This window comes from Maricaulis sp. (assembly GCF_048269565.1).
GTDB lineage: Bacteria > Pseudomonadota > Alphaproteobacteria > Caulobacterales > Maricaulaceae > Maricaulis.
In genome coordinates, this window is the sequence record NZ_JBLXIK010000003.1 from 310,242 (window position 1) to 332,495 (window position 22,254).

Below are 22,254 nucleotides of genomic sequence, written 5' to 3' on the forward strand. Positions count from 1 at the left end.
ACGGGGTTCAGGTGACGGCTGCGCGCGTGGCAAAGCGCGCCTCGCGCCATTCGCCGCTCTGCATGATATGGGCGAGTGCCGTGATCGCCAGCCAGACATCCTCATAGCGGGTATAGAGCGGGGTGAAGCCGAAGCGCAAAATATCCGGTGCCCGGAAATCACCGATCACGCCGCGCCCGATCAGCGCCTGCATGATGGCATAGCCCTCATCATGGCGGATCGAGACCTGGCTGCCGCGCAGTGCCGCATCGCGCGGACTGGCGAGGTCGAAACCGGTCAGCCGGTCCTCGCAAAGCGCGATGAAGAGATCGCCCAGCGCCTGTGATTTCAGGCGGATCGCGGCCATCTCCGCCTCAAGCATCAGATCCAGCCCGCATTCCAGCGCCGCCATGCCAAGGATCCCCGGCGTGCCGCACTGGAAACGGTCAATCCCGGCGCCGGGCGCGTAGTCATCCCTGAAGGCGAACGGGTCGGCATGGCCGAGCCAGCCGGACAGTGCCGGGAAGACATGGTCATGATGGCGCTCGGCGCAGAAGATGAAGGCCGGCGCGCCCGGTCCGCCATTGAGATATTTATAGCCGCAGCCGACCGCGAAATCGGCTTCGCAGCCATTGAGGTCAACCGGCAGGGCACCGGCGCTGTGGCTGAGATCCCAGATCACCAGCGCCCCGGCCTCGTGCGCGGCGCGGGTCAGGGCGGCCATATCGTGCAGACGGCCGGACTTGTAATGCGTCTGGGTCAGCAAAAGGACGGCGACCTGGTCATTGAGCGCTGCAGGGATTTCGGCCGCGGGCAGGAGTTTGGGCTCGATCCGCCCGCCCGACAGCGCTGCCAGGCCCTGCATCATATAGGCATCGGTCGGGAAATTGCCGGTCTCCGACAGGATCACCGAACGCTCCGGGCGCAATTGCACCGCCGCACTCAGCGCCTTGAAAACATTGATCGAGGTCGAGTCCGCAGCGACGACTTCGTGGTCCTTCGCACCGATCAGGCGCGCGATCTTGCCGCCGAGCCGGCGCGGCGCCTCGATCCAGTGATTGCAGTTCCAGGAGCGGATCAGATCCTGCCCCCATTCGCGGGCGACGACATCGGCAATCCGCGCGCCTGTGACCTTGGGCAGGGCGCCGAGCGAATTGCCGTCGAGATAGATGACGCCTTCAGGCAGATCGAACCGGTCGCGGAAATCGCGCAACGGATCGGCGGCATCCATGGCCAGTATCGCGTCGAGATCCATCAGCCCAGCTCCCTCAGTATGGCTCGCACCGGCGCGGCATCGGCGCCGGCGATTTTCAGGGGCAGGGCGATCAGTTCATGGCGCCCGTCGGGCACCTCATCGAACACCAGGCCTTCGAGAATGCGCATGTCATGGCGCTGCACGGCATGGTGCGCATCCATCGTCTTCGACGTCTGCGGATCGAGCGAGGCGGCATCGACACCGATCAGACGGCAGCCGCACTTCGCCAGCCGCTCAATCACATCCCTGTGCAGGGCGCGAAAATCATGGTCCCAGACATCATGCGGGAAGGCCTGATAGGTGCGGATCAGCACGCGCGCCTCGCCCTCGATCAAAGACCAGTCGAGGTCATCGATCCTCACATGCTCGCCGCTGCCGCCGGCGGTGACGAGACGGCAGGGACCGAGATAGGGCGCCAGATCGACGCTGGCGGCATCGATACCGGCCTTGTCGTAATGCGAGGGCGCATCGGCATGGGCGCCGCTATGGGTCGAGAGCGTCAGGCGCGAAACCTTGACCGGACAGCCCGGCCCGATCGACCAGGTCTCGTCGACCGCAAAGGCGGTATCGCCAGGCCAGACCGGCAGGCCCGGACGCAAGGTTTGCGAGATGTCCCAGAGCTTTGTCATGATATCCTAGAGCGAGGTCCGCACGGTCCAGATCTCCGGGAAGAAGCGCAGATCGAGCGCCTTGACCAGATACCCGACGCCGGAGGTGCCGCCAGTGCCGCGGCGATAGCCGATAATGCGCTCGACGGTCTTCATATGGGCAAAGCGCCATTGCTGGAATTTATGCTCGAGATCGACCAGCTTCTCCCCGAGCTCATAGGCTTCCCAATGCGTCTTGCTGTCGCGATAGATCTCGCGCCAGACATCCTCGACCGCCGCGCTGGCCTCATAGGGCTGGGCCCAGTCGCGGCTGGTCTTGTCGGCGGGGATGGCATAGCCGCGCCGCGCCAGCAGCATCAGTGTCTCGTCCCACAGGCTCGGCGCCTCCAGCGCCGTATTGACCATTTTCCAGGCCGGCGGGTTGGACTTGTGGACCCGTGCCAGCTCGGCATTCTTGTTGCCGAGGCGAAACTCGATGGTGCGGTACTGGAAGGACTGGAAGCCGGAACTCTGGCCGAGCTTGTCGCGGAAGGCGAGATAGTCGGCGGGAGTCATCGTCGACAATACATCCCAGGCGGCGATCAATTGCTCCTGGATGCGGGCGACGCGGGTGAACATTTTCAGCGCCGGACCGATCTCGTCCTTCTGCAGATGCGCCACAGCACCGGCGGTCTCGTGCAGGATCAGCTTCATCCACAATTCGCCGACCTGGTGGATCAGGATGAAGAGCATTTCGTCATGCTCGTCGGTCAGCGGGTTTTGCGACGCCAGCAGGGTGTCGAGGCCGAGATAGCCGCCATAGGACATCTTGTCCTTCATGTCCCAGTGGATGTCCTCGCCGGAGACATCCACGCGGGAGGAAAACTTGTCGCTCATGCTCATCCCCTGGTCCCCGGGCTGGCGGGGGCTCGATAGCGCGACTCGCGCACCGTTTTTGTGGAACAGGTGTAGGGGATAAGGCGGGCCGGGGGCAACCGCGCCCGTCCGGGACACAGCGCCGCGCCGGTTGCTTGCCAGCGCCGGATCGCCTGCCTAGCGTCAGCTCAGACAAGGAGATGGCGACGATGATGGAAGCGGTTCACGAACAGACAGTGTGGGATGTGATCGGGCTCTATCTGCAGCTCGGCTACACCCACATCCTGCCAAAGGGGCTCGATCACATCCTGTTCGTGCTGGCGCTGTTCTTCGCCTCCTCGCGTCTGAAACCGCTGGTCTGGCAGGTCTCCGCCTTCACCCTCGCGCATACGCTGACCCTGGCCCTAGCGGTGCTCGGCCTGGTCACCCTGCCGCCGGAAATCGTCGAGCCGGTGATCGCTCTCTCTATCGCCTTCGTCGCGATCGAGAATATCGTCTTCAGGGAGATGCAGCGCTGGCGGCCGCTGGTCGTGTTCGGCTTCGGCCTGTTTCACGGGCTCGGCTTTGCCGGTGTGCTGGTCGAGCTCGGCATGCCGCAGGGTCAGCTCTTGCCGAGCCTGCTCAGCTTCAATATCGGCGTCGAGGCAGGCCAGCTGACGATTATTCTGGCGATGTGGTTTGCGTTTCACCGCTTTCGCGAGGCGAGCTGGTATCCGGCCCTGACGAAGGGCGCTTCGGCCCTGATCGCGGTGGTGGCGCTGTGGTGGGTGGTCGAACGGGTGTTTCTGGGCGGGTAGCGGACCTGTCCGGAGCCTAGAGAAACGGGTTCCGGATCGTCAGCGGCCCCAGGACCTGTCCATGCTGAAGGTCCTCGGTGAGCAGAATTGTGGCACCGCTGCGGATCGCGACAGCGAGGATCAGACAGTCATACCAGGAAAACCGGTATGACTGGGCCAGGTCGATGGCCGCCTCGATGTCGATTTCCTGGATTTGCTCAACGGCGCAGGTTTCCCGGAAGATGCCCAGCAGGTACCGGATCTCTGGCCATCCCAGTCCGGTCCGGCGACGTGCCGCATTGACGAATTCGCTCAAGACCTGGGTGGAAATGGATCGGCGCAGGCTGCTGTCGCGTAGCAGGGCCGCCGCGATGCCGGCCTTCTCCACATGGTCTGAAGCCAGGTAGACGAAGATATTCGTGTCCAGGAATACCCGGTCGATGTGGCTCAGCGCATTCACCGCTCGTTGGCTTCGTCGCGATCAAACTTGAAATCGGCTGGAAACTTCTCCCGGAAGCCGCGGACAATCTCCAGCCGCTCGTCGATCGTGGGCTTGCGCGCGATATCGAAGCTGCGCCGCCCTGAAATATTGATCTCAATCTCGTCACCCGCCTTCAGGTCGAGCGCCTCGACCACTGCTGCGGGCAATCGGACAGCGAGGCTGTTGCCCCATTTGGACACTTGCATGGCCGCTCTCCTTCCACGCGTCGGATATACACTCGTTACAAAGTATATCACGATGTGCGCTGGCACGGAAACCACAAACAAAAAGGGCGGCCCGAGAGCCGCCCTTTCCGTATTCAAGCGTCCGGGAAAACTATTCCCAGCCGCAGCTGCTGCCGGCGTTCTCTTCTTCCAGGCGCGTCATCAGCGGCTGGAAATAGGCGATGATGGCCGAGCCGTCCATTTCGCGGGTGCCGGTGAAGGCTTCCAGCGCGTCGGGCCAGGGCTGTGAGGCGCCCATTTCCATCATCTCGTTGAAGCGGCGGCCGACTTCCTCATTGCCATAGACGGTGCAACGATTGAGCGGGCCTTCCCATCCGGCCATGTCGCAAGCGGCCTGCTGGAACTGGAATTGCAGGATATAGCTCAGGAAATAGCGTAAGTAAGGCACATTGTTGGCGATGTGGTATTTCGCGCCCGGATCGAAGGCATCGGCGGGGCGTTCCACCGGCGGCATGATGCCCTGATACTGCTCGCGCAGCTCCCACCAGGCGGTGTTGTAGTCTTCCGGCGTGATCTCGCCGCGGAAGACGCGCCAGCGCCACTGATCCATCATCACCGCGAAGGGCAGGAAGGCGATCTTGTCGAGGGCGAGATTCATCATCAGGCCGAGATCGGCGGACTCGTCGGGCACTTCGTCTTCCTCGAGCAGGCCGATCTGCACCAGATAATCCGGCGTCACCGACAGCGCGACGAAATCGCCGATCGCTTCGTGGAAGCCGTCATGGGCGCCGGTGCGGAACAGCATGTCCTGGCCGCGATAGGCGCGCTGGTAGAAATTATGGCCCAGCTCGTGGTGGACGGTGCGGAAGTCCTCGGCATTGACGTGGGTACACATCTTGATGCGGATATCTTCCTCATTGTCGAGATTCCACGCCGAGGCATGGCAGACGACATCGCGGTCGCGCGGACGCGTGATCAGCGAGCGTTCCCAGAAGGTCTCCGGCAGCGGATCAAGGCCGAGCGAGGTGTAGAAGCGCTCACCGGTCTCAACCATCTGCACTGGCGTGTAGTCGTGATCCTCGAGCAATTGCGTCAGATCATAGCCGGGACCATCGCCGGACTGGATGCCGACAATATCATTGATCGGTGCCCAGCCCTGGGCCCACATATTGCCCAGCAGATCGGCGCGGATCGGGCCGGTCGTCGCCTGGACGTCTTCGCCATAGGTCTCGTTGAGCCCGTCGCGGACATAGCAGTGGAGCTGTTCATAGAGCGGCTCGACCTGGCCCCAGAGGCGCTCGACTTCGGCTTCCATCTCGTCGGCCGGCATGTCGTAATTGGACAGCCACATCTCGGCGAGATCAGAGAAACCCAGTTCGCGGGCGCCGGCATTGGCGATCTCGACCATCTCGGCATAATCCTGGCTCATCTGGGCCGGATTGATCGCGGCGCGCCAGTCATTCCACATCATGGCGAGGAATTCGGGATCACGCTCCGTGCCCATCATCACTTCCAGCGTGTCGAGCGTGACGGGTGTGTCGTCAATCTCGATCGTGCCGGTGGAATAGGACGAGCTCATCCGCGTCGTGAGTTCAGCGAGGCGCTGGGCGTAATCACTGCCCGATGGGGTGGGGAGGGTGATGCCGGCGGTCAGCATGGTCATCTTGCGGCGCATGTCGAGCGGCAGATCGGTGTCGCTGAAGCGGGCGGTCTCGCCGGCCTGGCGGACCTGAAGCTCGGTCGCTTCCGCGCTCATCCGGCTGACCAGATACTCGGTGTCCTCGGTGATGAAGTTGGCATAGACCCAGGCCGTATGGGCGGCAAACTCCCCGAAATCGCCAATCTCGGCCTCGGTTTCCGCGAGGAATTGCGCCGCGTCCTCGACCGTGCCTGGCGCAGCCGGGTCGGCCTGTGTCGCCGGGGCGGTGTCCTGGTGGATATCGTGCATGGTCTCGCCGCCATGGGCGCGGCTCTCATGCATGTTGTGATAGGTGTAGAGCCCGCCGGCCGCCAGGAGGGCGCCAACCGCTACACCGGTCAGAAGTTTGGTCATTGTCGATACTCCCCTTGTCATCGGCGTCCCGCGCCGGATTGCTGCCATCCTCGCTTTCTGCATCGCTGCGTCAAGCGCCTGAGCCTTACGTCTGCACTACCGGTCCAGCTGCTGGCGATGCCAGGCGAGATGCTCGCCGACAAAGCTGGCGATGAAGAAATAGGAATGATCATAACCGGCCTGGCGCCGCACGGTGATGTCGCGGCCATCGATCTCCGCTTCGAGCAATTCCGGGCGCAATTGCTCGGCGAGGAAATTGTCGGCCAGGCCCTGGTCGATCAGGATCGGGGGCAGGGCAGCGTCGCTATTGGCCAGCAGCTGGCAGGCATCATGGGCGGCCCAAGCTGACTGGTCGTCGCCGAGATAGGTGGTGAAGGCCTTGATGCCCCAGGGCACCTGCATCGGCGCCACGATCGGGGCGAAGGCGGAGATGGCGGCAAAGCGGTCGGGATGGGTCAGGCCGATCGTCAGCGCGCCATGCCCGCCCATCGAGTGGCCCATGATTGACTGGCGCTGCATATCCAGCGGGCAGGCCTCGGCGACCAGGGCCGGCAATTCCGCCGTCACATAATCCCACATCTGAAAATGCTTCGCCCACGGCTCGCGCGTGGCATTGAGGTAGAAACCGGCGCCCTGGCCGAGATCATAGGCCTCATCATCGGCGACGCCTTCGCCGCGCGGCGAAGTGTCCGGACAGATGATCGCGAGGCCGAGTTCGGCGGCATAGCGCTGGGCGCCGGCCTTGATGACGAAATTCTCGTCCGTGCAGGTCAGCCCGGCCAGGAACCAGACCGCCGGCACGGGGCCCTGTGCGGCCTGCGGTGGCAGGTAGACCGACACCGTCATCTCGCAATCGAGCACATTGGAGCGGTGGCGATAGCGCCGCTGATCGCCGCCGAAACATTTGACCGAGCTGAGCAATTCCATCTGCGTCTCCAAGGGTTAGCGGGGTGTCTTGCCGCGCTTGGCGGCCTGGATGACGATTTCCAGCCCGTTGAGAAAGGCCGAGCGATCCTTGGGGCCGAAGGGCCGGGCGCCACCGGTCTGCATCCCGGTCTCGCGCAGATCGGTCATCAGGTTGCGCGTCGCCAGCACCGAACCGATATTGTCGGGCGTGAAGGGTTTGCCGCGATGATCGACCGCCAGCGCCCCGGCCTTGAGGCAGCGATCGGCGAGCGGAATATCGGTGGTGACACAGACATCGCCGGGCCCGATCTCGTCGGCAATCCAGTTATCGGCCGCATCGGTGCCCTGGTCGACAATCACCAGCCGGGCCCAGTTGGAATTGGGCCGGCGAATGCCGCCATCACACACGAACAGCATCTCGATCTCATGGCGCTCGCCGACGCGAAGGACTTCATCCTTCACCGGGCAGGCATCGGCGTCGACGTAGAGCTTCACCGCAACTGGTCCACCAGCGCCAGCATCGCCTCGAGATTGGCGGCACCGAGCTTGCGGCAGCGTTCCGGCGACCAGCCATGGATATAGTCGGGCAGGTCGGCATTGTCCTTGAACGGCATTTCCAGCGTCATCGCCAGGCATTTGAATTCATTGGCGAGATAATTGGTGCAGACGGAGAGATTGGCGGTGCCGGGCGCATCGACATCATAGCCGTGCTGCGTCTGGAAATCCGGGCTCGCCGTGCACAGGGCGGCCTTGTAGGCGTCGAGATTAGTCTGGCCGCGCTGGTCGAAATTCGGCGCCCCTTCACCGCCGGCGATGAAGTTGTAGGGCAGGGCCTCATCGCCATGGACGTCGAGGGCGAGATCAATCCCGGTCTCGCGCATGCGATTGAGCACATGGAACACCTCGGGCGAGTTTTCCAGGCTGGCCTTGTCCCATTCGCGGTTGAGATTGACGCCCTTGGCATTGGTGCGCAGATGGCCGCGCTTGGAGCCATCGGGATTCATGTTCGGCACGATATGGAAGACGGCTTTCGAGCGCAGCTTGCGCGCCACCGGATCATCGGGATCGAGCAGGCGGTCGAGAAAGCCTTCCATCCACCATTCCGCCATCGTCTCGCCGGGATGCTGGCGCGCGGTGACCCAGATGGTGCGCTTCTTCTTGGAAGGCTCACCGACGGTGAGGCAATCAATCGTCTGCCCGTCGAGCGTCTCGCCGAGCACTTCGAGCGTGACGCCTTCGCAGCTCTGAACGGCGGCGATCAGATCCTGGTGGCGCTCCATCGAGAAGGGCGCGAAATAGGCATACCAGACGGTGTCGAGTTCCGACGTATGCTGCAGCGTCAGCACGCCCTTGGCATAGCTCGTTTCAACCCGGAACCAGGTCTCGCGGTCATAGGAGGCGCAGGCCTGATAGCCCGGCCAGCCCTCCAGATAGGCGGCGCCGCCGGCATTGGTGATGTGCATCACCAGATCCTCGTCGCGCGCGCCTGAGACGCGGAAATGGAACCATTGATAAAAGTCGGAATCCTTGTCCTTGCGGATCTCCAGCTCGATATTCTCCGGGTCGCGGGACGTCTTGACGACGATATTGCCGCTGTCGAACTTGTCGGTGATGTGCAGGGTCATGGGCGCGCTATCCGGGGCAGGAGGTGAGTCTGGCCCGTGTCTTAACCCTCAATCGGTATCGAGGCCAGATCGACAACATCAAGCGAAAGGTCGCAGGCGAGGGCGATGAGGCGCTTGTCGGCGGTGAGCAGGGGATATTGATAGGACTGCGCCGTCGCCAGATAGACGCAGTCATACACCGGATGGTCCAGTTCTGCCGCCAGGCGTTGGGCGAGGATGATCAGCCTGAAATCATCAACGATGGCGAGCTGTCGGTCCAGATACCGGACCGCGTCCTGGGCCTGTGCTAGAGAGGTCTCACCACGTCTGACGTATTTCCACAGCGCGTTCGCCGTTTCCGTGAGGATCAGGCGCGGTGCGATGAATTGATGGGCCGCCGCCGCTGCCTCTGCCTGCTCGGACCCCGGAACCTGGACGAAGAGCTTCGTCGCGACGCTGGCGTCGAGAATGAAAACGCTCAACGGTCCCTGTCCTCACGGATCAGGTCAGTTGGATCGAGGTCTGATGGCCGCGAGCTCTCACGCATGCCCTTCGCGAACGCCAGAAAAGCTTCCTTGTCTGACATCACCTTCGCCGTCAGCATGTCCCGCAGATATTGCTCGAGCGAGGTACTGGCGGCTTCGGCGTTCAGTTTCAGCTTGGCGATGACCTCGTCATCGAGGTTGCGGATGAGGATCTGGCCCATGACACGCTCCATGATAGCAGGGTGCTATCATAACAAAATGCCGGGATACGGGCAAGCAATCGGCGGCGCCGCACCCCGTTACAGAAAGAGCAGGGAGCGACGGGCATAGGCCGTGACCGCGACCGCGCCGCTGCCGGCGAGGCGGAAAACGCGGCGCAAGGTCGCGCGTCACACTGGCGGCCTGGAGCACGGCCCGCCACCGGCGGGCCCGCATGCGGTCAGTAAACCACCACGCTCCGGATGCTCTTGCCGGCATGCATCAGATCAAAGGCGTCATTGATCTTGTCGAGCGGCATGGTGTGGGTGATCAGATCGTCGATATTGACCTTGCCGTCCATATACCAGTCGACAATGCGCGGCACATCGGTGCGACCGCGCGCGCCGCCAAAGGCCGAGCCGCGCCAGACGCGGCCGGTGACGAGCTGGAAGGGACGGGTGGAGATTTCCTGGCCGGCACCGGCGACGCCGATGATGATGCTCTCGCCCCAGCCCTTGTGGCAGCATTCCAGCGCCTGGCGCATCGTGTTCACATTGCCGATGCACTCGAAGGAATAATCCGCGCCGCCATTGGTGAGGTCCATGATCGCCTCGACCAGGTTGTCGACCTTTTTCGGGTTGATGAAATCGGTCATGCCGAACTGTTTGGCGATCGCCAGCCGGTCCTCATTGATATCAATGCCGATAATCTTGTTGGCGCCGACCATGCGCGCGCCCTGGATGACATTGAGGCCGATGCCGCCAAGGCCGAACACCACAACGTTGGAGCCCGGCTCGACCTTGGCGTCGAAGGCGACCGCGCCAACGCCGGTGGTGACGCCGCAGCCGATATAGCAAATCTTGTCGAAGGGCGCGTCCTCGCGGACCTTGGCGACGGCGATCTCGGGCAGGACGGTGAAATTGGAGAAGGTCGAACAGCCCATATAGTGCAGCAGCGGCTTGCCCTGGAAGGAGAAGCGGCTGGTGCCGTCGGGCATCAGGCCGGCACCCTGGGTCGAGCGGATTTTCTGGCACAGATTGGTTTTCGGATTGAGGCAGTATTCGCACTCGCGGCATTCCGGCGTGTAGAGCGGGATGACGTGATCGCCCGGTTTCACCGAGGTCACGCCGGCACCGACCTCACGCACAATGCCCGCGCCCTCATGACCGAGGACAACCGGGAATTCACCTTCCGGATCATCGCCCGACAGGGTGAAGGCATCGGTATGGCAAACACCCGTCGCCATGATCTCGACCAGCACTTCGCCGGCGCGGGGCCCTTCAAGCTGGACGGTTTCGATAACGAGGGGGGAGCCGGCCTTGAAGGCGATGGCGGCGCGCGTGTCCATGAGTCTCTCCGGTGTGGCTTTGCCCTTTGATTAGAGCGCCAGCTGAATCGGGTCGAGTGAAAATCTCTGGTCCGGGCCGGAGCTGCGACCCGCCGTTTTCGTTCATCTCCGGTATAGGCAGGGGTCTGCTAGGTCTGCGGCTTCGGTGAAACAAACCCTGTTTCTGACATGAAGTCATGGTAAGGTTTCTCTAAGCAACAACCGCGCCGGCGCGGTCCATGCCCCGGCCCAATCCCGGAACTGGCAGCGATACCCGCTGCCCCCACCGGATCATTTCAGGAGACCATCCATGTCCACACGAGATCTTCTCGGCATGCTTGCGCAGGCCCAGGGCGGCCAGGCGATCGGCAATATCGCCTCGCGCTTCGGCCTTTCCGAAACCCAGGCCCAGTCCGCCGTCCAGGCGCTGCTGCCGGCGCTCTCTGCCGGTGTTCGCCGCGAAAGCAGTGCCGGTGGGCTCGACACCCTGCTGCAGGGTCTCCAGCCGGCCACGGCCCAGCGCGCGCTGGAAGACAGCAGCGCGCTTGAGGATTCGGCGACGGTGGAGCAGGGCAATGCGCTGCTGGGCCAGCTGTTCGGCTCGCGCGATGTCTCGCGCCGCGTTGCCGCTGACGCCTCCGACCGTACCGGTGTCGATGCCGGCGTGCTGCGTCAGCTCCTGCCACTGGTCGCGACCATGCTGGTTGGCGGCGCGGCCCAGAATGCAGCGCCGCAAGCGGCCGCCCCGCAGGTCAGCCCCGGTGGCGGCATGTTTGGTCAATTGCTCGGCGCTGTCGCCGGCGGCAGCCTCGGAAGCGGTTCGGCCAGCGCGGGCGCTGGCGGTCTGGGCGGCATGTTCGGCGCCCTGACCGGTGCCCTTGATGACGAGGGCGATGGTGTCGCCGACGACATTCTCGACATGATCAATCAGCGCGGCCGCTGAACCCTGTTTGCCACTGAAAAGGAAACCCCATGTTCAATCTGATCAATGTGATCGCCAATGCCGGCAAGTCGCTTGGCTTCGATGGCGACAAGGATGACGGTGACAAGGCCGAACTCGTTCGCAAGGAAATCACCGGCCATGACATCGAGGGCGCCGATGGCGTCGAGCTCGAAGTCGTCAAGGACAAGGTCGTGCTCAAGGGCAAGGGCCTGAGCCAGGCGGCCAAGGAAAAGCTGCTGATGGCCGCGGGCAATATCAAGGGCGTCGCCTCGGTCGAGGACAAGATGATCGCCGCCAAGAAAGAGGCCGCCGGCCGCTTCCACACGGTCAAGAGCGGCGACACGCTCTCGAAGATCGCCCAGGATCAATACGGCAAGGCCAGCGCCTATCCGAAGATCTTTGAAGCCAACAAGCCGATGCTCTCGCATCCGGACAAGATCTATCCGGGCCAGCTGCTGCGCATTCCCGGCGATGATGATGGCGCTGCCTTCAAGGGCAAGCCCGGCAGCTTCAAGAAGTAGACCCTGCCGCAATCAGGCCTGCATCAACGCCCCCGGGATCCGTTCCCGGGGGCGTTTTGCTAGCGGCGCAGGCTGCCGAAAATACCGCGTACCAGTTCGCGCACCAGCACGGTCGAGGACTGGCGCAGCACGCTGGTGACCATCGCCCCGGTCGATCCACGCCGCGGCGCGCGCGAACGGCGGCTGCGTGACGAGCGCGAATTGCGTGCTTTTTCAGCCGCTTCACGTTCGTCTTCCCGCGCCTCGCGCTCGGCGCTCTCGCGTTCCTCACGCAGGCGCGTCTCGGTGCGGCGCTCCAGGCTCTCATAGGCCGACTCGCGATCGAGCCCGGTGTCATAGCGGCCGAAAATGACGCTGGTGCTGATGACCTCGGCGCGCTCGGCATCGGTCAGCGGGCCCATGCGTGAGGCCGGCGGGCGGATCAGGGTGCGTTGCACCACACTCGGCCGGCCCTTTTCATCCAGCGTCGAGACCAGCGCCTCGCCGACGCCGAGCAGGGTGATGGTGTCCTCGGTATCGAAATCGGGATTGGGGCGGAAGGAATCGGCGGCGGCCTTCACGGCGCGGCGCTCATTGGGCGTATAGGCGCGCAGGGCGTGCTGGATGCGATTGCCCAGCTGGGCCAGCACCGGCTCGGGCACATCGCGCGGATTCTGGGTCACGAAATAGACGCCGACACCCTTGGAGCGGATCAGTTTGACGGTCTGTTCGACCTTGTCGAGCAGGGCGCGCGGCGCCCGGTCGAACAGCAAATGCGCCTCGTCGAAGAAGAAGACCAGGCGCGGCTTGTCGGGATCGCCGATCTCCGGCAATTCCTCGAACAGTTCCGACAACAGCCACAACAGGAAGGTGGAATAGAGCGTCGGGTTCTGGATGATGCGGGTCGCGTCCATGATATTGACCTGGCCGCGGCCATCCGTGCCGGTGCGCATCATGTCGCTGAGTTCCAGCGCCGGCTCGCCGAAGAAATTCTCCAGACCTTCGCGGCTCAGCACCAGCAGGCGGCGCTGGATGGCGCCGATCGAGGCCGGGGCGACATTGCCATAGGTCTGGCTCAGCTCGGCGCGGCGCTCGGAGACATGCACCAGCAGGGCGCGCAGATCCTTGAGGTCGAGCAAGAGCAGGTTCTCGTCTTCGGCCAGCTGGAAGGCGACATTGAGCACGCCTTCCTGGGTGTCATTGAGGTCGAGCATGCGCGAGAGCAGTAGCGGCCCCATTTCCGAGACCGTGGTGCGTAGCGGATGACCGCGCGTGCCGAACACGTCCCAGAACACGCAGGGCGCGGACGCGTAAGTGTAATTCTCAAGCCCGATCGTCTCGGCGCGCGAGACCAGTTTCGGGTGAAGCTTGGTGGTGTCGCTGCCGGCCGCTGCCATGCCGGACAGATCACCCTTCACATCGGCGACGAAGACCGGCACGCCGGCATCGGCAAAGCCCTGGGCGAGGATTTGCAGCGTCACCGTCTTGCCGGTGCCGGTGGCGCCGGCGATCAGGCCGTGCCGATTCGCGCGCTTGAGCAGGAGAGACTGGGCTGCGCCATCCGCGCCGCCAATGAAAATATCGTCCAATTGCCTCTCCCTGCCTGCGTTTTCGGCGTCTGGCCGAACTGCGGGCTTTCCTGAAATCTGGTCCTATTGACTAACTGAATGCCAAGACGACACAATACATGCAAGCGCCTCTGCTGAGGCAGAATTTTCCTGAAATCAATTCAAGCGCTGCGGGGCAGGCCCGCATCGAGCAAAGAGGACAGACAATGGCTGGTAAGTTCGTGATGAAGCGCGCCAAGAATGGCGAATTCTTCTTTTCCCTGATCGCCGGCAATGGCGAGAATGTCGGCAAGTCCGAGACCTACAAGGCACGCGCCAGTGCCGATAATGGCATCGAGTCGGTCAAGCGCAATGCGCCGGACATGAACCGTTACGTCATCAAGGAAGGCAAGGACGGCAAGCATTATCTCTCGCTGAAGGCGAGCAATGGCCAGATCATCCTGACCGGCCAGGGCTATAGCAGCGAATCCGGCGCCGAGAAGGGCCGCGAGGCTATCGCCCGCGCCGCCGATGGTGCCGCTGTCGTTGACGAGACCGAGGCCTGATCCGGTCTGCCTGATCTGACGCTATCGTGAATACGGCCGGCGCCTCAATCGGGGCGCCGGTCTTCTTTTGCGCGCCTGTCTGTGCGAGCCTGCCGGTCCCGAACAGGAAAGGGCCCGTCATGCTGCACCGGATCAAACAGGTCGCCACAATCATCCTGCCGCTTTTCATCGCGGTGATCTTTCTCGACTCGCTGCGCTTTAAATTCACCGACGCGCCGGAGACACAAACCATTTTCGGCCTGCTCGATGGCTGGGCCGCGAGCTGGGGGGCAGGCGGCCTGTTTGCCCATGCCGGCCTGTTCAGCCAATACGTGATCGGAGCGGCGGAACTCATTGCTTCTGCTTTACTATTGATCGGATTTATACCCGCCTTACGCCGCTTGCAGGTGCTCGGTGCCGCGCTGGGCCTGGCGGTGATGACGGGGGCGATCAGCTTCCATCTCTTCACCCCGCTCGGCATTGATCCCAACCAGGATGGCGGCGGCCTGTTCGTGGCCGCCTGCGGGGTGTGGCTGTCCTGCGTCGTGCTGCTGGCGCTCAAGCGTCAGGAGGCGCTGGCGATCGGTTGCGGCCTGGTCCGCCTCCTGATCCCGGCCACCAGCCGGTAGGCGAGCAGCAGCGCCAGAATGCCGCCATGGACCCAGGGGCCGAGCTGGTTGCCCTTGACCATGAAGCCGTAATGCAGGCAAGCGATCACCGCGAGCGGATAGACGCTGTAGTGCAGGTTTTGCCAGGCTTTCGCGCCGAGCCGGCGAACCATGGAGTTGAACGAGGTCAGCGCCAGCGGGATCAGCAGGATGAAGGCCGTCATGCCCAGCGTGATATAGATCCGCTTGACGACATCCTCCCACAGCCCGGCCCACATGCCCGTCAGGCTCATGCCGGCGGCGAGATAGAGGTCGAGCCCGAGATAGGCCACCAGGTGCGCGAGCGCATACCAGAAGGCGGCCAGCCCGATACGGCGGCGCACCTTCATGACCGGCAGCCAGCGCGTCAGATCGCGAAACGGCGTCACCGCCAGCGATATCAGCAGGATGCGCAGGGCGGTGTCGCCGAGAAAACGGTGGGTTGTCTCGATCGGATTGAAGCCGAGCTGATTCGGCGCGCCGCTCAACAATAGCGCCCATTGCCAGGCCAGCCAGAGGCCGGGCAGGGCGAGAGCCCAGAAGACCAGCGGTTTGAGCCAGTGCTTCCCAAAGGCCCGCAGGAATGCGCTTTTGGCCATGCTCAATGGTTCTCGATCAGGTCCATGCCGGCATAGAGCTCTGCGACTTCAGCGCCATAGCCGTTGAACATCTCGGTATCGCGGCGCGCAAACGGACCGGCGCCGATCACCCGTTCCGAGGCCTGGCTCCAGCGCGGGTGGGCGCGGTTCGGATTGACGTTGGAATAGAAGCCGTATTCACGCGGCGCCGATTGCTTCCAGGAGGTCTGCGGCTCGTCGGTGACGAAGCGGATCTTGACGATGGATTTGATTGATTTATAGCCATATTTCCACGGCACGACGAGGCGGATCGGGGCGCCGTTCTGGTTCGGTAACACCTCGCCATAAAGCCCGACCGCGAGGAAGGCGAGCTCATTCATCGCCTCATCCATGCGCAGACCTTCCCTGTAGGGCCAGTCGAGCACGCGGGTGCGGGTGCCGCGCATCTCGCCGGCATCCTGATAGGTGATGAACTGGACATAGCGCGCATCCGAGGTCGGCTCGAAGCGGGCCAGTACGTCGGCCAGCGGCACGCCGACCCAGGGGATGACCATCGACCAGGCCTCGACGCAGCGCAGGCGGTAGATACGCTCCTCAAGGGCGGAGAAATCGATCACATCCTCGAGCGCGAATGTGCCGGTGCGCTCCGCATGGCCCTCGACCTCGATCGACCAGGGATCGGTCGTCATGGCGCTGGCATAGCGGGCCGGATCATCCTTGCCGACGCCGAATTCGTAGAAATTATTATAGCCGGTCACCGCCTCGTAGGGCGTTGAGGGATCGGCGACCTGATAGCCGGTCGGGCGGAAATCGAGCGGTCCGGAGGTCGGGCGACCGCCGCCGGCGGTCCGGGCAGAGGATTCCTCCGCCGCGCCGCAGCCTGCCAGCCCCGCCAGGCCGAGCGCGCCGGCCCCCGCCATGATCTGCCGCCGATTGAGGAAATCGGCTTTCGGCGTCACGGCGCGTTCGGGCAATTGCCAGCGGTGGGGTTTTCTGATCAGCATCGTCTTCCTCGGCTCTTGGTGCTCTGTGGGTTTGAGGATAGTGCAGTTTGCGACAAACGCATCCCCGCCGCACGCCTTCGTGATCGGGCAGTGATCGCGTGACAATTCTACGCCGCCCGTATCCGAACGGATCAATCATGAGTCCCCAGACCGATCTGCCGCGAGCTTTCGATGATGATCTGCGCTGGCGCCATGACAGCCGCGACGGCCAGGCTGTGATCGAGCTGCGCCTGGCGCGCCGCGGCGATCTCGACACGATCGATGATATCGAGATCGACAGCTTCACCGCCGACCGGTTCAGCCGCCGCAATCTGCGCCGAATGCTCGGCGCGCGCAAAACCTTGTTCCTGCTGGCGCATATCGCCGGTGAGCCGGCCGGCTATCTGGCGCTGGCCTTCCGGCGCGGCAGTGCCATCTCGCGCATCTACTCGCTCGCCGTCGCGCCGGACCATCGCCGCGCCGGGGTCGGGCAGGCGATGCTGAGCGCCGCGATCGATCTGACGGCGCGGCGCGGCTGCCATCTGGTGCAGCTGGAAGTGCGCCGGTCCAACACCAGGGCGATCGGCCTGTATGAGGGCGCAGGATTTCGCTTGCGGGGGACACGGGAAGCCTATTACGAGGACGGTGAAGCGGCGTTGCTATTTGAAGCGGACGCGCCGCACGGATCAGGAGAGCGATAGCTCGTGAGCGACTGGCTCATTCTCGTTGAACATGCAGGCGATCTCGCCCAGCACGAAACGCCCCACAAGGTCATGCGCATCCGCGATTATATCGTCAATGCGCAGCTCTTCACCGGCCGCCGGCCGAACATCATCAATCTGGCGCGCAGCTACAGCTATCAGTCGAAAGGCTATTACGCCTCGCTGCTGGCCGAAGCGCGCGGCCACCGCATCGTGCCGACGGCGCAATCGGTCGTCGAGCTCAGCCGCAAGGGGCTCTATGCCCAGGCTTTGCCCGATCTCAATGTCGCGCTGATGAAGGATCTCGGCGGCGTTGCCTCGGAAGACCGGCATTTGCTGATCTCCTTCGGCCAGTGCCAGAACAAGGCGCTGGCGAAATTCTCCAAGCTGTTGTTCGACTGGTTCCGCGCCCCCGTGCTCGATGTGACGCTGTCGGCCTCGGGCCGGGAGATCCAGCAGATCAAGGCGATCTCGCCGCACGCCCTCAAGAATGAGGACCGGCAATTCTTCCTCGATTGCCTCGGCCAATACACCCGCCGCCAATGGGTCGCGCCGAAGGAACGCACCGCGCCGCGCTGGTCGCTGGCCATCCTGGTCGATCCGAAGGAAGAATTTCCGCCCTCGAGCAAATCCTCGGTCCAGCGCCTCGCCAGTGTCGCCGCCAAGATGGGCGTCGAAGTCGATCTGATCGGCCCCAATGACCTCGCCAGCCTGGCCGAATACGACGCGCTCTTCATCCGCACCACCACCGCGATCGACAATTTCACCTATCGCTTCGCCCGCCGCGCCGAGCAGGAGGGCATGCCGGTGATCGATGATTGCCGCTCGATGATCCGCTGCACCAACAAGGTCTTCCTGAAAGAACTGATGGAGCAGGGCGGTGTGCCGGCCCCGAAAACCGAAATCCTCGACGCCTCCACGCCGATGACCGGCCTGTTCGAGCGCCTGGGCGCCACCGTGGTGCTGAAAGCGCCCGATGGCTCCTTCAGCCGCCAGGTTCACAAGGTCACCAATGAGGCCGAACTGGCCAAACGCGCCAAGGAATTATTCGCCGACACCGCCCTGATCATCGCCCAGGAATTCATGCCGACCGATTATGACTGGCGCATCGGCGTGCTCGATGGCGAGCCCCTGTTTGCCTGCAAATACAAGATGGCGCGCGGCCACTGGCAGATCATCAAACACGAGGCCGACGGCAAATACACCGAGGGCGGTTTCGAGACGATGGCCATCGCGGATGCGCCACCTGCCGTGATCGAAATCGCCAAGAAAGCCGCCAACCTGATCGGCAATGGCCTTTACGGCATCGACATGAAGCAAAACGAGAGCGGCATTTTCGTGATCGAGATCAATGACAACCCCAATCTCGAAACCGAAGTCGAAGGCGCCGTACTCAAGGACGAGCTCTGGCGCGCGATCATCGGCTGGTTCTCGACAAGGCTGGAGCGGCGGATGAATGCGGTTAAGGTGAAGGGGTAGGGGGCGAGACAAGTGCTGTGCATTGAGGTCCTTTAACTCGTCGGCCCGTGCCTATTCCGCTCGCTTTGACCGCCCACAAGCTCCACCTCACTTGACAACATGTACCTCTAAGGGTACATATCGCCTTGATGGAAAGGACCGCGCATGCGCCCTTCGCCCAAGACGATCCGGGCGGTCTTCTACCGTATGGCGTCAGGCGGCGAGCCTGTCCGAGACTGGCTGAAGGAAGACCTCAGCCCCGAGGATCGCAAGATCGTCGGTACGGATATCGCGACAGTGGAATATGGCTGGCCGATGGGCATGCCAACCTGCCGCCCGCTCGGAAAGGGATTGCGCGAAGTCCGCTCCTCCCTGCCGGGCAATCGAATCGCGAGGGTAATTTTCTGCATCCTTGGTGATCGCATGGTGCTGCTGAGCGGTTTCATCAAGAAATCGCGCAAGACGCCTCAGAGTGAAATTGACAAGGCCGCTGGACGGATGAAAGAGCTGACATGATGACAGACCAGACCCGCACCCCCGACGCAAACCCCGGACTCGGCTCCGGATTCGACGAGTTCCTGCGCGAGGAGGGCGTCTATGAGGACGTCCAGGCGGCGGCGATCAAACGGGTGGTGGCGTGGCAGCTGACCGAGGAGATGCAGCGCCAATCTATTACCAAGGTCGAGATGGCGCGCCGCATGAAGACCAGCCGCAGCCAGCTCGACCGGCTGCTCGACCCCGATAATGACCGTATCGAGCTGGCCACGCTCAGCCGTGCGGCGCGGGTGCTCGGTCGCGAATTGCAGATCGCGCTGGCTTGAGCCGGGAAGACGGAAATATACGGTGACAAATATACGGTGACAGGCACCATATTTTCCGCAGCAATCCGCTGAAACCTCTAGCTTTGCGACCAGCTCGCCTCGGCCTCACGCCAGGCAGAGTCATCCCTGTAATCCTTGCCAGTCTGGCTGGATCCCGGCATGGTTTTCAGGGTGGGGTCTGGGCGCGGGGCGACCTTTTCGACACCGGGAAATGCCACTTGCCCCACACGTGTTGCGAGGCCGGCACCAGCTCCGCCCCGGACTTTGTCCGGCGCACCTCTTCCATCAAGGAAGAGGAGGGAGATTATCGAAGCCGTTCAGATCAAACGCCCTCCTCTTCCTTGATGGAAGAGGTGGCCGCAAAGCGGTCGGAGCTGGTGAGGATGACGGGCGCGGCGGGTGCCGATTGGCGTCTTATCCCCCACGACAGACAATGATCCCACGTCATCCCGGCGAAGGCCGGGACCTCGCCGTGGCAAGGTCGGAGCCCGGTCTATCGAGGTCCCGACTTGCGTCGGGATGACGATAAATCGCCAAACTTATCCCCGCCCCCTCCCGCCTGGCGCATAATCACCTCGTTCCGGTCGCACGGGAGGCGTGAGCTCAGTCAATCGCGGCGACATGGAAGCGTGCAGCCTGTCCGGGTAGAGGGGTGACGGCCCGAACTCCGGCAGGGCGTCCAGAAGGTCTGACGGCACTAAACGACCGACCTGAGTACCTTTCTGGATTGGAACCGGGGTGGAGACAGTCCGACAAAACTGCACGTGTGGGACGGCTTCGACGGCCACACCAAACAAAACAATACTGGCGCCAGTTCGGCACTCGAAGGCGTCCCACACCCTCCCACCCAGGTGGGAACACTCAAACCTCCAGCGGCGAGCCGCGTGGAGATTTTCGTGTCGCCAATGACCGTCCCGTCACCCTTGCAGATAACCCGCAATCCGCGCCTCGATCGCTTCCACGACCTGCGCCACCTTTTGCGCATCCGCAGCCTCGCCATGCGGCGCGGCGAGCTTGCCGGAATCATTGTCGAAATAGCGGCCGGTCGCGCCGGCGAATTCATCGGACAGCGCGGCACGGACCAGGATATCGGCGCCGATGCCGATATCACTGCCGGCGACGCCAAAGCCCTTGCGCACCATATTGGTGGCCAGCAGCGAGCCGGGATTGACGGCGAGGCTGACCGGGCCATCCGGGCCAAGCTCGGCGGCCAGCGCCTGGCTCCATATGGTCAGGGCGAGCTTGCTCTGGGCATAGGCAGCCATCGGCTCGAGCGGGCGCTCGCCGGCGAGGGCCTTGAGATCGACCGGCGCCTGGGCGGCGGAGGAGAGATGAATGATGCGCCCGTCCGCCGGGATGGCCCCGAGCAGGAGACGAGTCAGCAGGGCGGGCGCCATCGTGTTGACGACAAAGCGCACATCCTGGCCATCGGGCAGGACGGGATGGTCGAGCTTGTAGACACCGGCATTATTGATCAGCACGTCGATCTGATTGTGGGCACCGCGGATCTCGCGGGCCAGACGGGCGGTTGCGGCGAGGTCGGAGATATCCGCCTGCCAGGTCTCGACCGGGCCGGCACCGGCCACGGCGCGCAATTCGTCCGCCGTTGCCGCGAGCTTGCCGGCATTGCGGCCATGGATGAGCAGGGTGTGCCCGAGCGCCGCCAGACGCAGGGCAGCGGCCTTGCCAATCCCGTCCGTGGCGCCGGTGATCAGTATGGTCTTGGTGGACATGGGCAATCCTCAGCTGCGGGCGGGCGCGAAGCCGTCAAGCACCTGCTTGCCGATCACGCGTCCGCTTTCCTGGCGGGCATGGGCGGCGCGCAAATGCTCGACATCGAGCGGGCCGGCGCGTTCGGTGACCGTCGATATCAATTGCCCGGCATCGATCATGGCCGAAACGCGGTCGAGCAGGTCGCGCTGGGCCGAGATGTCGGCCATGGCGAACATCGAGCGGGTGAACATGAATTCCCAGCTGACGGTCAGGGCCTTCACCTTGGCGGCGAGGATATCGAGCGTCGCCGGATCGTCAATCAGGGCGATGTGGCCGCGCGGGGCGATCAGCTCGAGAATGGCCGCAAAATGCCCCTCCGTGCCGGTCAGCGCCGCGACATAGCGCGGCTCAAGGCCCAGCTCGGCCAGCTGTTGCGGCATGGACTGGCGATGGTCGATGACATGGTCGGCGCCCATTTTCGTGACCCAGTCGCGGGTTTGTGGACGCGAGGCGGTGGCGATCACGGTCAGCCCGGTCAGGCGTTTGGCCAGCTGGATCAGGATCGAGCCGACACCGCCGGCTCCGCCAATCACCAACAGGCTGTCGCCGGTGCCGCTGCCTTCGGCGATGCGGAAACTGTCGAACAACATCTCCCAGGCCGTGATCGAGGTCAGCGGCAGGCCTGCGGCTTCCGTGAAGTCGAGGCTGGCAGGCTTGCGCCCGACAATGCGCTCATCGACCGCCTGGAACTGGGCATTGCTGCCCGGACGGGTGAGGTCACCGGCGTAGAAGACTTCGTCGCCAACGGCGTAGCCGCTGACTTCTGCGCCGGTCTCGACCACGATGCCGGCGGCATCGAAACCGAGAATGCGCGGACCACCCTCGGGCGTGACGCCGGCGCGCAGTTTGACATCGACCGGATTGACCGAAATGCCGCGCACTTCGACCAGCAGGTCGCGCGGGCCGATCAGCGGCCGTGGCACATCAATCAGGGTGAGGGCCTGTGGGGCGTCCACCGGGCCGGCTGTTTCATATCCAATCGCTTGCATTTTCGGGCCTCTCCAGGGGCTGATCAGGGTTCGGCTTGCAAGATAGCCCTTGAATAT

26 protein-coding genes are annotated in these 22,254 nt (G+C 63.4%); 9 read left to right on the forward strand and 17 right to left on the reverse strand.

The window, feature by feature from the left end; translation table 11 throughout:
* Positions 1-7: 7 nt before the first annotated feature.
* Genes kynU through kynA form a run of 3 tightly spaced genes read right to left on the reverse strand, consistent with a single transcriptional unit; the run spans position 8 to position 2,718 of the window.
* The gene (kynU, locus tag ACN0YL_RS08285) at positions 8-1,234 is read right to left on the reverse strand and encodes a kynureninase (protein ID WP_417497657.1); all 1,227 of its coding nucleotides are present in this window, start codon (positions 1,232-1,234) and stop codon (positions 8-10) included.
* Positions 1,234-1,863 carry an arylformamidase gene (gene kynB, locus ACN0YL_RS08290; RefSeq protein WP_417497658.1) on the reverse strand — a complete coding sequence of 210 codons (630 nt, stop codon included), beginning with the start codon at positions 1,861-1,863 and terminating at the stop codon, positions 1,234-1,236. Before kynB ends, kynU begins: the two co-directional genes overlap by 1 nt.
* Positions 1,864-1,869: 6 nt before the next feature.
* Positions 1,870-2,718: a tryptophan 2,3-dioxygenase gene (kynA, locus tag ACN0YL_RS08295; RefSeq protein ID WP_417497659.1), complete on the reverse strand. Its 849-nt coding sequence runs from the start codon at positions 2,716-2,718 to the stop codon at positions 1,870-1,872.
* Between the two features lie 188 nt (positions 2,719-2,906).
* Between kynA and ACN0YL_RS08300 the strand changes: the two genes are divergently transcribed.
* Positions 2,907-3,494: a HupE/UreJ family protein gene (locus ACN0YL_RS08300; RefSeq protein ID WP_417497660.1), complete on the forward strand. Its 588-nt coding sequence runs from the start codon at positions 2,907-2,909 to the stop codon at positions 3,492-3,494.
* Between the two features lie 16 nt (positions 3,495-3,510).
* Here ACN0YL_RS08300 and ACN0YL_RS08305 read toward each other — a convergent pair whose 3' ends face one another.
* The 9 genes from ACN0YL_RS08305 to ACN0YL_RS08345 form a co-directional block, all read right to left on the reverse strand.
* A complete protein-coding gene (locus tag ACN0YL_RS08305) occupies positions 3,511-3,933 on the reverse strand; it encodes a PIN domain-containing protein (protein WP_417497661.1) in 423 nt (140 codons plus the stop codon).
* Positions 3,930-4,160, reverse strand: a complete 231-nt coding sequence (locus ACN0YL_RS08310; protein WP_417497662.1) for an AbrB/MazE/SpoVT family DNA-binding domain-containing protein — start codon at positions 4,158-4,160, stop codon at positions 3,930-3,932. The genes ACN0YL_RS08305 and ACN0YL_RS08310 overlap by 4 nt, the downstream gene beginning before the upstream one ends.
* A 130-nt stretch (positions 4,161-4,290) precedes the next feature.
* Positions 4,291-6,192 carry a M2 family metallopeptidase gene (locus ACN0YL_RS08315; RefSeq protein ID WP_417497663.1) on the reverse strand — a complete coding sequence of 634 codons (1,902 nt, stop codon included), beginning with the start codon at positions 6,190-6,192 and terminating at the stop codon, positions 4,291-4,293.
* Positions 6,193-6,288: 96 nt separating this feature from the next.
* Positions 6,289-7,131 (reverse strand): S-formylglutathione hydrolase, encoded by an 843-nt coding sequence (gene fghA / locus ACN0YL_RS08320; protein WP_417491626.1) that lies wholly within the window; start codon positions 7,129-7,131, stop codon positions 6,289-6,291.
* A gap of 3 nt (positions 7,132-7,134) precedes the next feature.
* Complete coding sequence (locus ACN0YL_RS08325) at positions 7,135-7,593, reverse strand: YaiI/YqxD family protein (protein WP_417491625.1); 459 nt, start codon at positions 7,591-7,593, stop codon at positions 7,135-7,137.
* A complete protein-coding gene (locus ACN0YL_RS08330) occupies positions 7,590-8,717 on the reverse strand; it encodes a M14-type cytosolic carboxypeptidase (protein ID WP_417497780.1) in 1,128 nt (375 codons plus the stop codon). The genes ACN0YL_RS08325 and ACN0YL_RS08330 overlap by 4 nt, the downstream gene beginning before the upstream one ends.
* A 47-nt stretch (positions 8,718-8,764) precedes the next feature.
* Positions 8,765-9,184: a type II toxin-antitoxin system VapC family toxin gene (locus tag ACN0YL_RS08335; protein ID WP_417497664.1), complete on the reverse strand. Its 420-nt coding sequence runs from the start codon at positions 9,182-9,184 to the stop codon at positions 8,765-8,767.
* Complete coding sequence (locus ACN0YL_RS08340; RefSeq protein WP_417470831.1) at positions 9,181-9,408, reverse strand: FitA-like ribbon-helix-helix domain-containing protein; 228 nt, start codon at positions 9,406-9,408, stop codon at positions 9,181-9,183. The genes ACN0YL_RS08335 and ACN0YL_RS08340 overlap by 4 nt, the downstream gene beginning before the upstream one ends.
* Before the next feature lie 218 nt (positions 9,409-9,626).
* Positions 9,627-10,733: an S-(hydroxymethyl)glutathione dehydrogenase/class III alcohol dehydrogenase gene (locus ACN0YL_RS08345; RefSeq protein ID WP_417491623.1), complete on the reverse strand. Its 1,107-nt coding sequence runs from the start codon at positions 10,731-10,733 to the stop codon at positions 9,627-9,629.
* Positions 10,734-11,022: 289 nt separating this feature from the next.
* Here ACN0YL_RS08345 and ACN0YL_RS08350 point away from each other — a divergent pair, with 289 nt between their 5' ends.
* Together ACN0YL_RS08350 and lysM are read left to right on the forward strand one after the other, a co-directional pair.
* On the forward strand, positions 11,023-11,655 hold the full coding sequence (locus tag ACN0YL_RS08350) for a DUF937 domain-containing protein (RefSeq protein ID WP_417497665.1): 633 nt from the start codon (positions 11,023-11,025) through the stop codon (positions 11,653-11,655).
* Positions 11,656-11,684: 29 nt separating this feature from the next.
* Positions 11,685-12,176: a peptidoglycan-binding protein LysM gene (lysM, locus tag ACN0YL_RS08355; protein ID WP_417497666.1), complete on the forward strand. Its 492-nt coding sequence runs from the start codon at positions 11,685-11,687 to the stop codon at positions 12,174-12,176.
* Positions 12,177-12,235: 59 nt separating this feature from the next.
* Here lysM and ACN0YL_RS08360 read toward each other — a convergent pair whose 3' ends face one another.
* On the reverse strand, positions 12,236-13,744 hold the full coding sequence (locus ACN0YL_RS08360) for a helicase HerA-like domain-containing protein (protein WP_417497667.1): 1,509 nt from the start codon (positions 13,742-13,744) through the stop codon (positions 12,236-12,238).
* A 185-nt stretch (positions 13,745-13,929) separates the two neighbouring features.
* Between ACN0YL_RS08360 and ACN0YL_RS08365 the strand changes: the two genes are divergently transcribed.
* On the forward strand, positions 13,930-14,268 hold the full coding sequence (locus tag ACN0YL_RS08365) for a YegP family protein (RefSeq protein ID WP_417470839.1): 339 nt from the start codon (positions 13,930-13,932) through the stop codon (positions 14,266-14,268).
* 119 nt (positions 14,269-14,387) lie between these two features.
* Positions 14,388-14,876, forward strand: coding sequence for a hypothetical protein (locus ACN0YL_RS08370; protein ID WP_417497668.1), 489 nt, complete (start codon positions 14,388-14,390; stop codon positions 14,874-14,876).
* On the opposite strand, the gene ACN0YL_RS08375 is transcribed toward ACN0YL_RS08370, so the two are convergent.
* The gene (locus tag ACN0YL_RS08375; protein WP_417497669.1) at positions 14,813-15,493 is read right to left on the reverse strand and encodes a sulfite oxidase heme-binding subunit YedZ; all 681 of its coding nucleotides are present in this window, start codon (positions 15,491-15,493) and stop codon (positions 14,813-14,815) included. The genes ACN0YL_RS08370 and ACN0YL_RS08375 overlap by 64 nt on opposite strands.
* A gap of 2 nt (positions 15,494-15,495) precedes the next feature.
* Complete coding sequence (gene msrP, locus ACN0YL_RS08380; RefSeq protein WP_417497670.1) at positions 15,496-16,476, reverse strand: protein-methionine-sulfoxide reductase catalytic subunit MsrP; 981 nt, start codon at positions 16,474-16,476, stop codon at positions 15,496-15,498.
* Positions 16,477-16,613: 137 nt separating this feature from the next.
* Between msrP and ACN0YL_RS08385 the strand changes: the two genes are divergently transcribed.
* The 4 genes from ACN0YL_RS08385 (at position 16,614) to ACN0YL_RS08400 (ending at position 19,435) form a co-directional block, all read left to right on the forward strand.
* Positions 16,614-17,156: a GNAT family N-acetyltransferase gene (locus ACN0YL_RS08385; RefSeq protein ID WP_417491617.1), complete on the forward strand. Its 543-nt coding sequence runs from the start codon at positions 16,614-16,616 to the stop codon at positions 17,154-17,156.
* A 3-nt stretch (positions 17,157-17,159) separates the two neighbouring features.
* Positions 17,160-18,635, forward strand: a complete 1,476-nt coding sequence (locus ACN0YL_RS08390; RefSeq protein WP_417497671.1) for a RimK family protein — start codon at positions 17,160-17,162, stop codon at positions 18,633-18,635.
* 144 nt (positions 18,636-18,779) lie between these two features.
* Complete coding sequence (locus ACN0YL_RS08395; protein ID WP_417497672.1) at positions 18,780-19,130, forward strand: type II toxin-antitoxin system RelE/ParE family toxin; 351 nt, start codon at positions 18,780-18,782, stop codon at positions 19,128-19,130.
* Positions 19,130-19,435, forward strand: a complete 306-nt coding sequence (locus tag ACN0YL_RS08400) for a helix-turn-helix domain-containing protein (RefSeq protein ID WP_417497673.1) — start codon at positions 19,130-19,132, stop codon at positions 19,433-19,435. The genes ACN0YL_RS08395 and ACN0YL_RS08400 overlap by 1 nt, the downstream gene beginning before the upstream one ends.
* 917 nt (positions 19,436-20,352) lie before the next feature.
* Here ACN0YL_RS08400 and ACN0YL_RS08405 read toward each other — a convergent pair.
* The gene (locus ACN0YL_RS08405; protein ID WP_417497674.1) at positions 20,353-21,168 is read right to left on the reverse strand and encodes an SDR family NAD(P)-dependent oxidoreductase; all 816 of its coding nucleotides are present in this window, start codon (positions 21,166-21,168) and stop codon (positions 20,353-20,355) included.
* A 9-nt stretch (positions 21,169-21,177) separates the two neighbouring features.
* Positions 21,178-22,197 carry a zinc-binding alcohol dehydrogenase family protein gene (locus ACN0YL_RS08410; protein WP_417497675.1) on the reverse strand — a complete coding sequence of 340 codons (1,020 nt, stop codon included), beginning with the start codon at positions 22,195-22,197 and terminating at the stop codon, positions 21,178-21,180.
* Positions 22,198-22,254 lie beyond the last annotated feature (57 nt).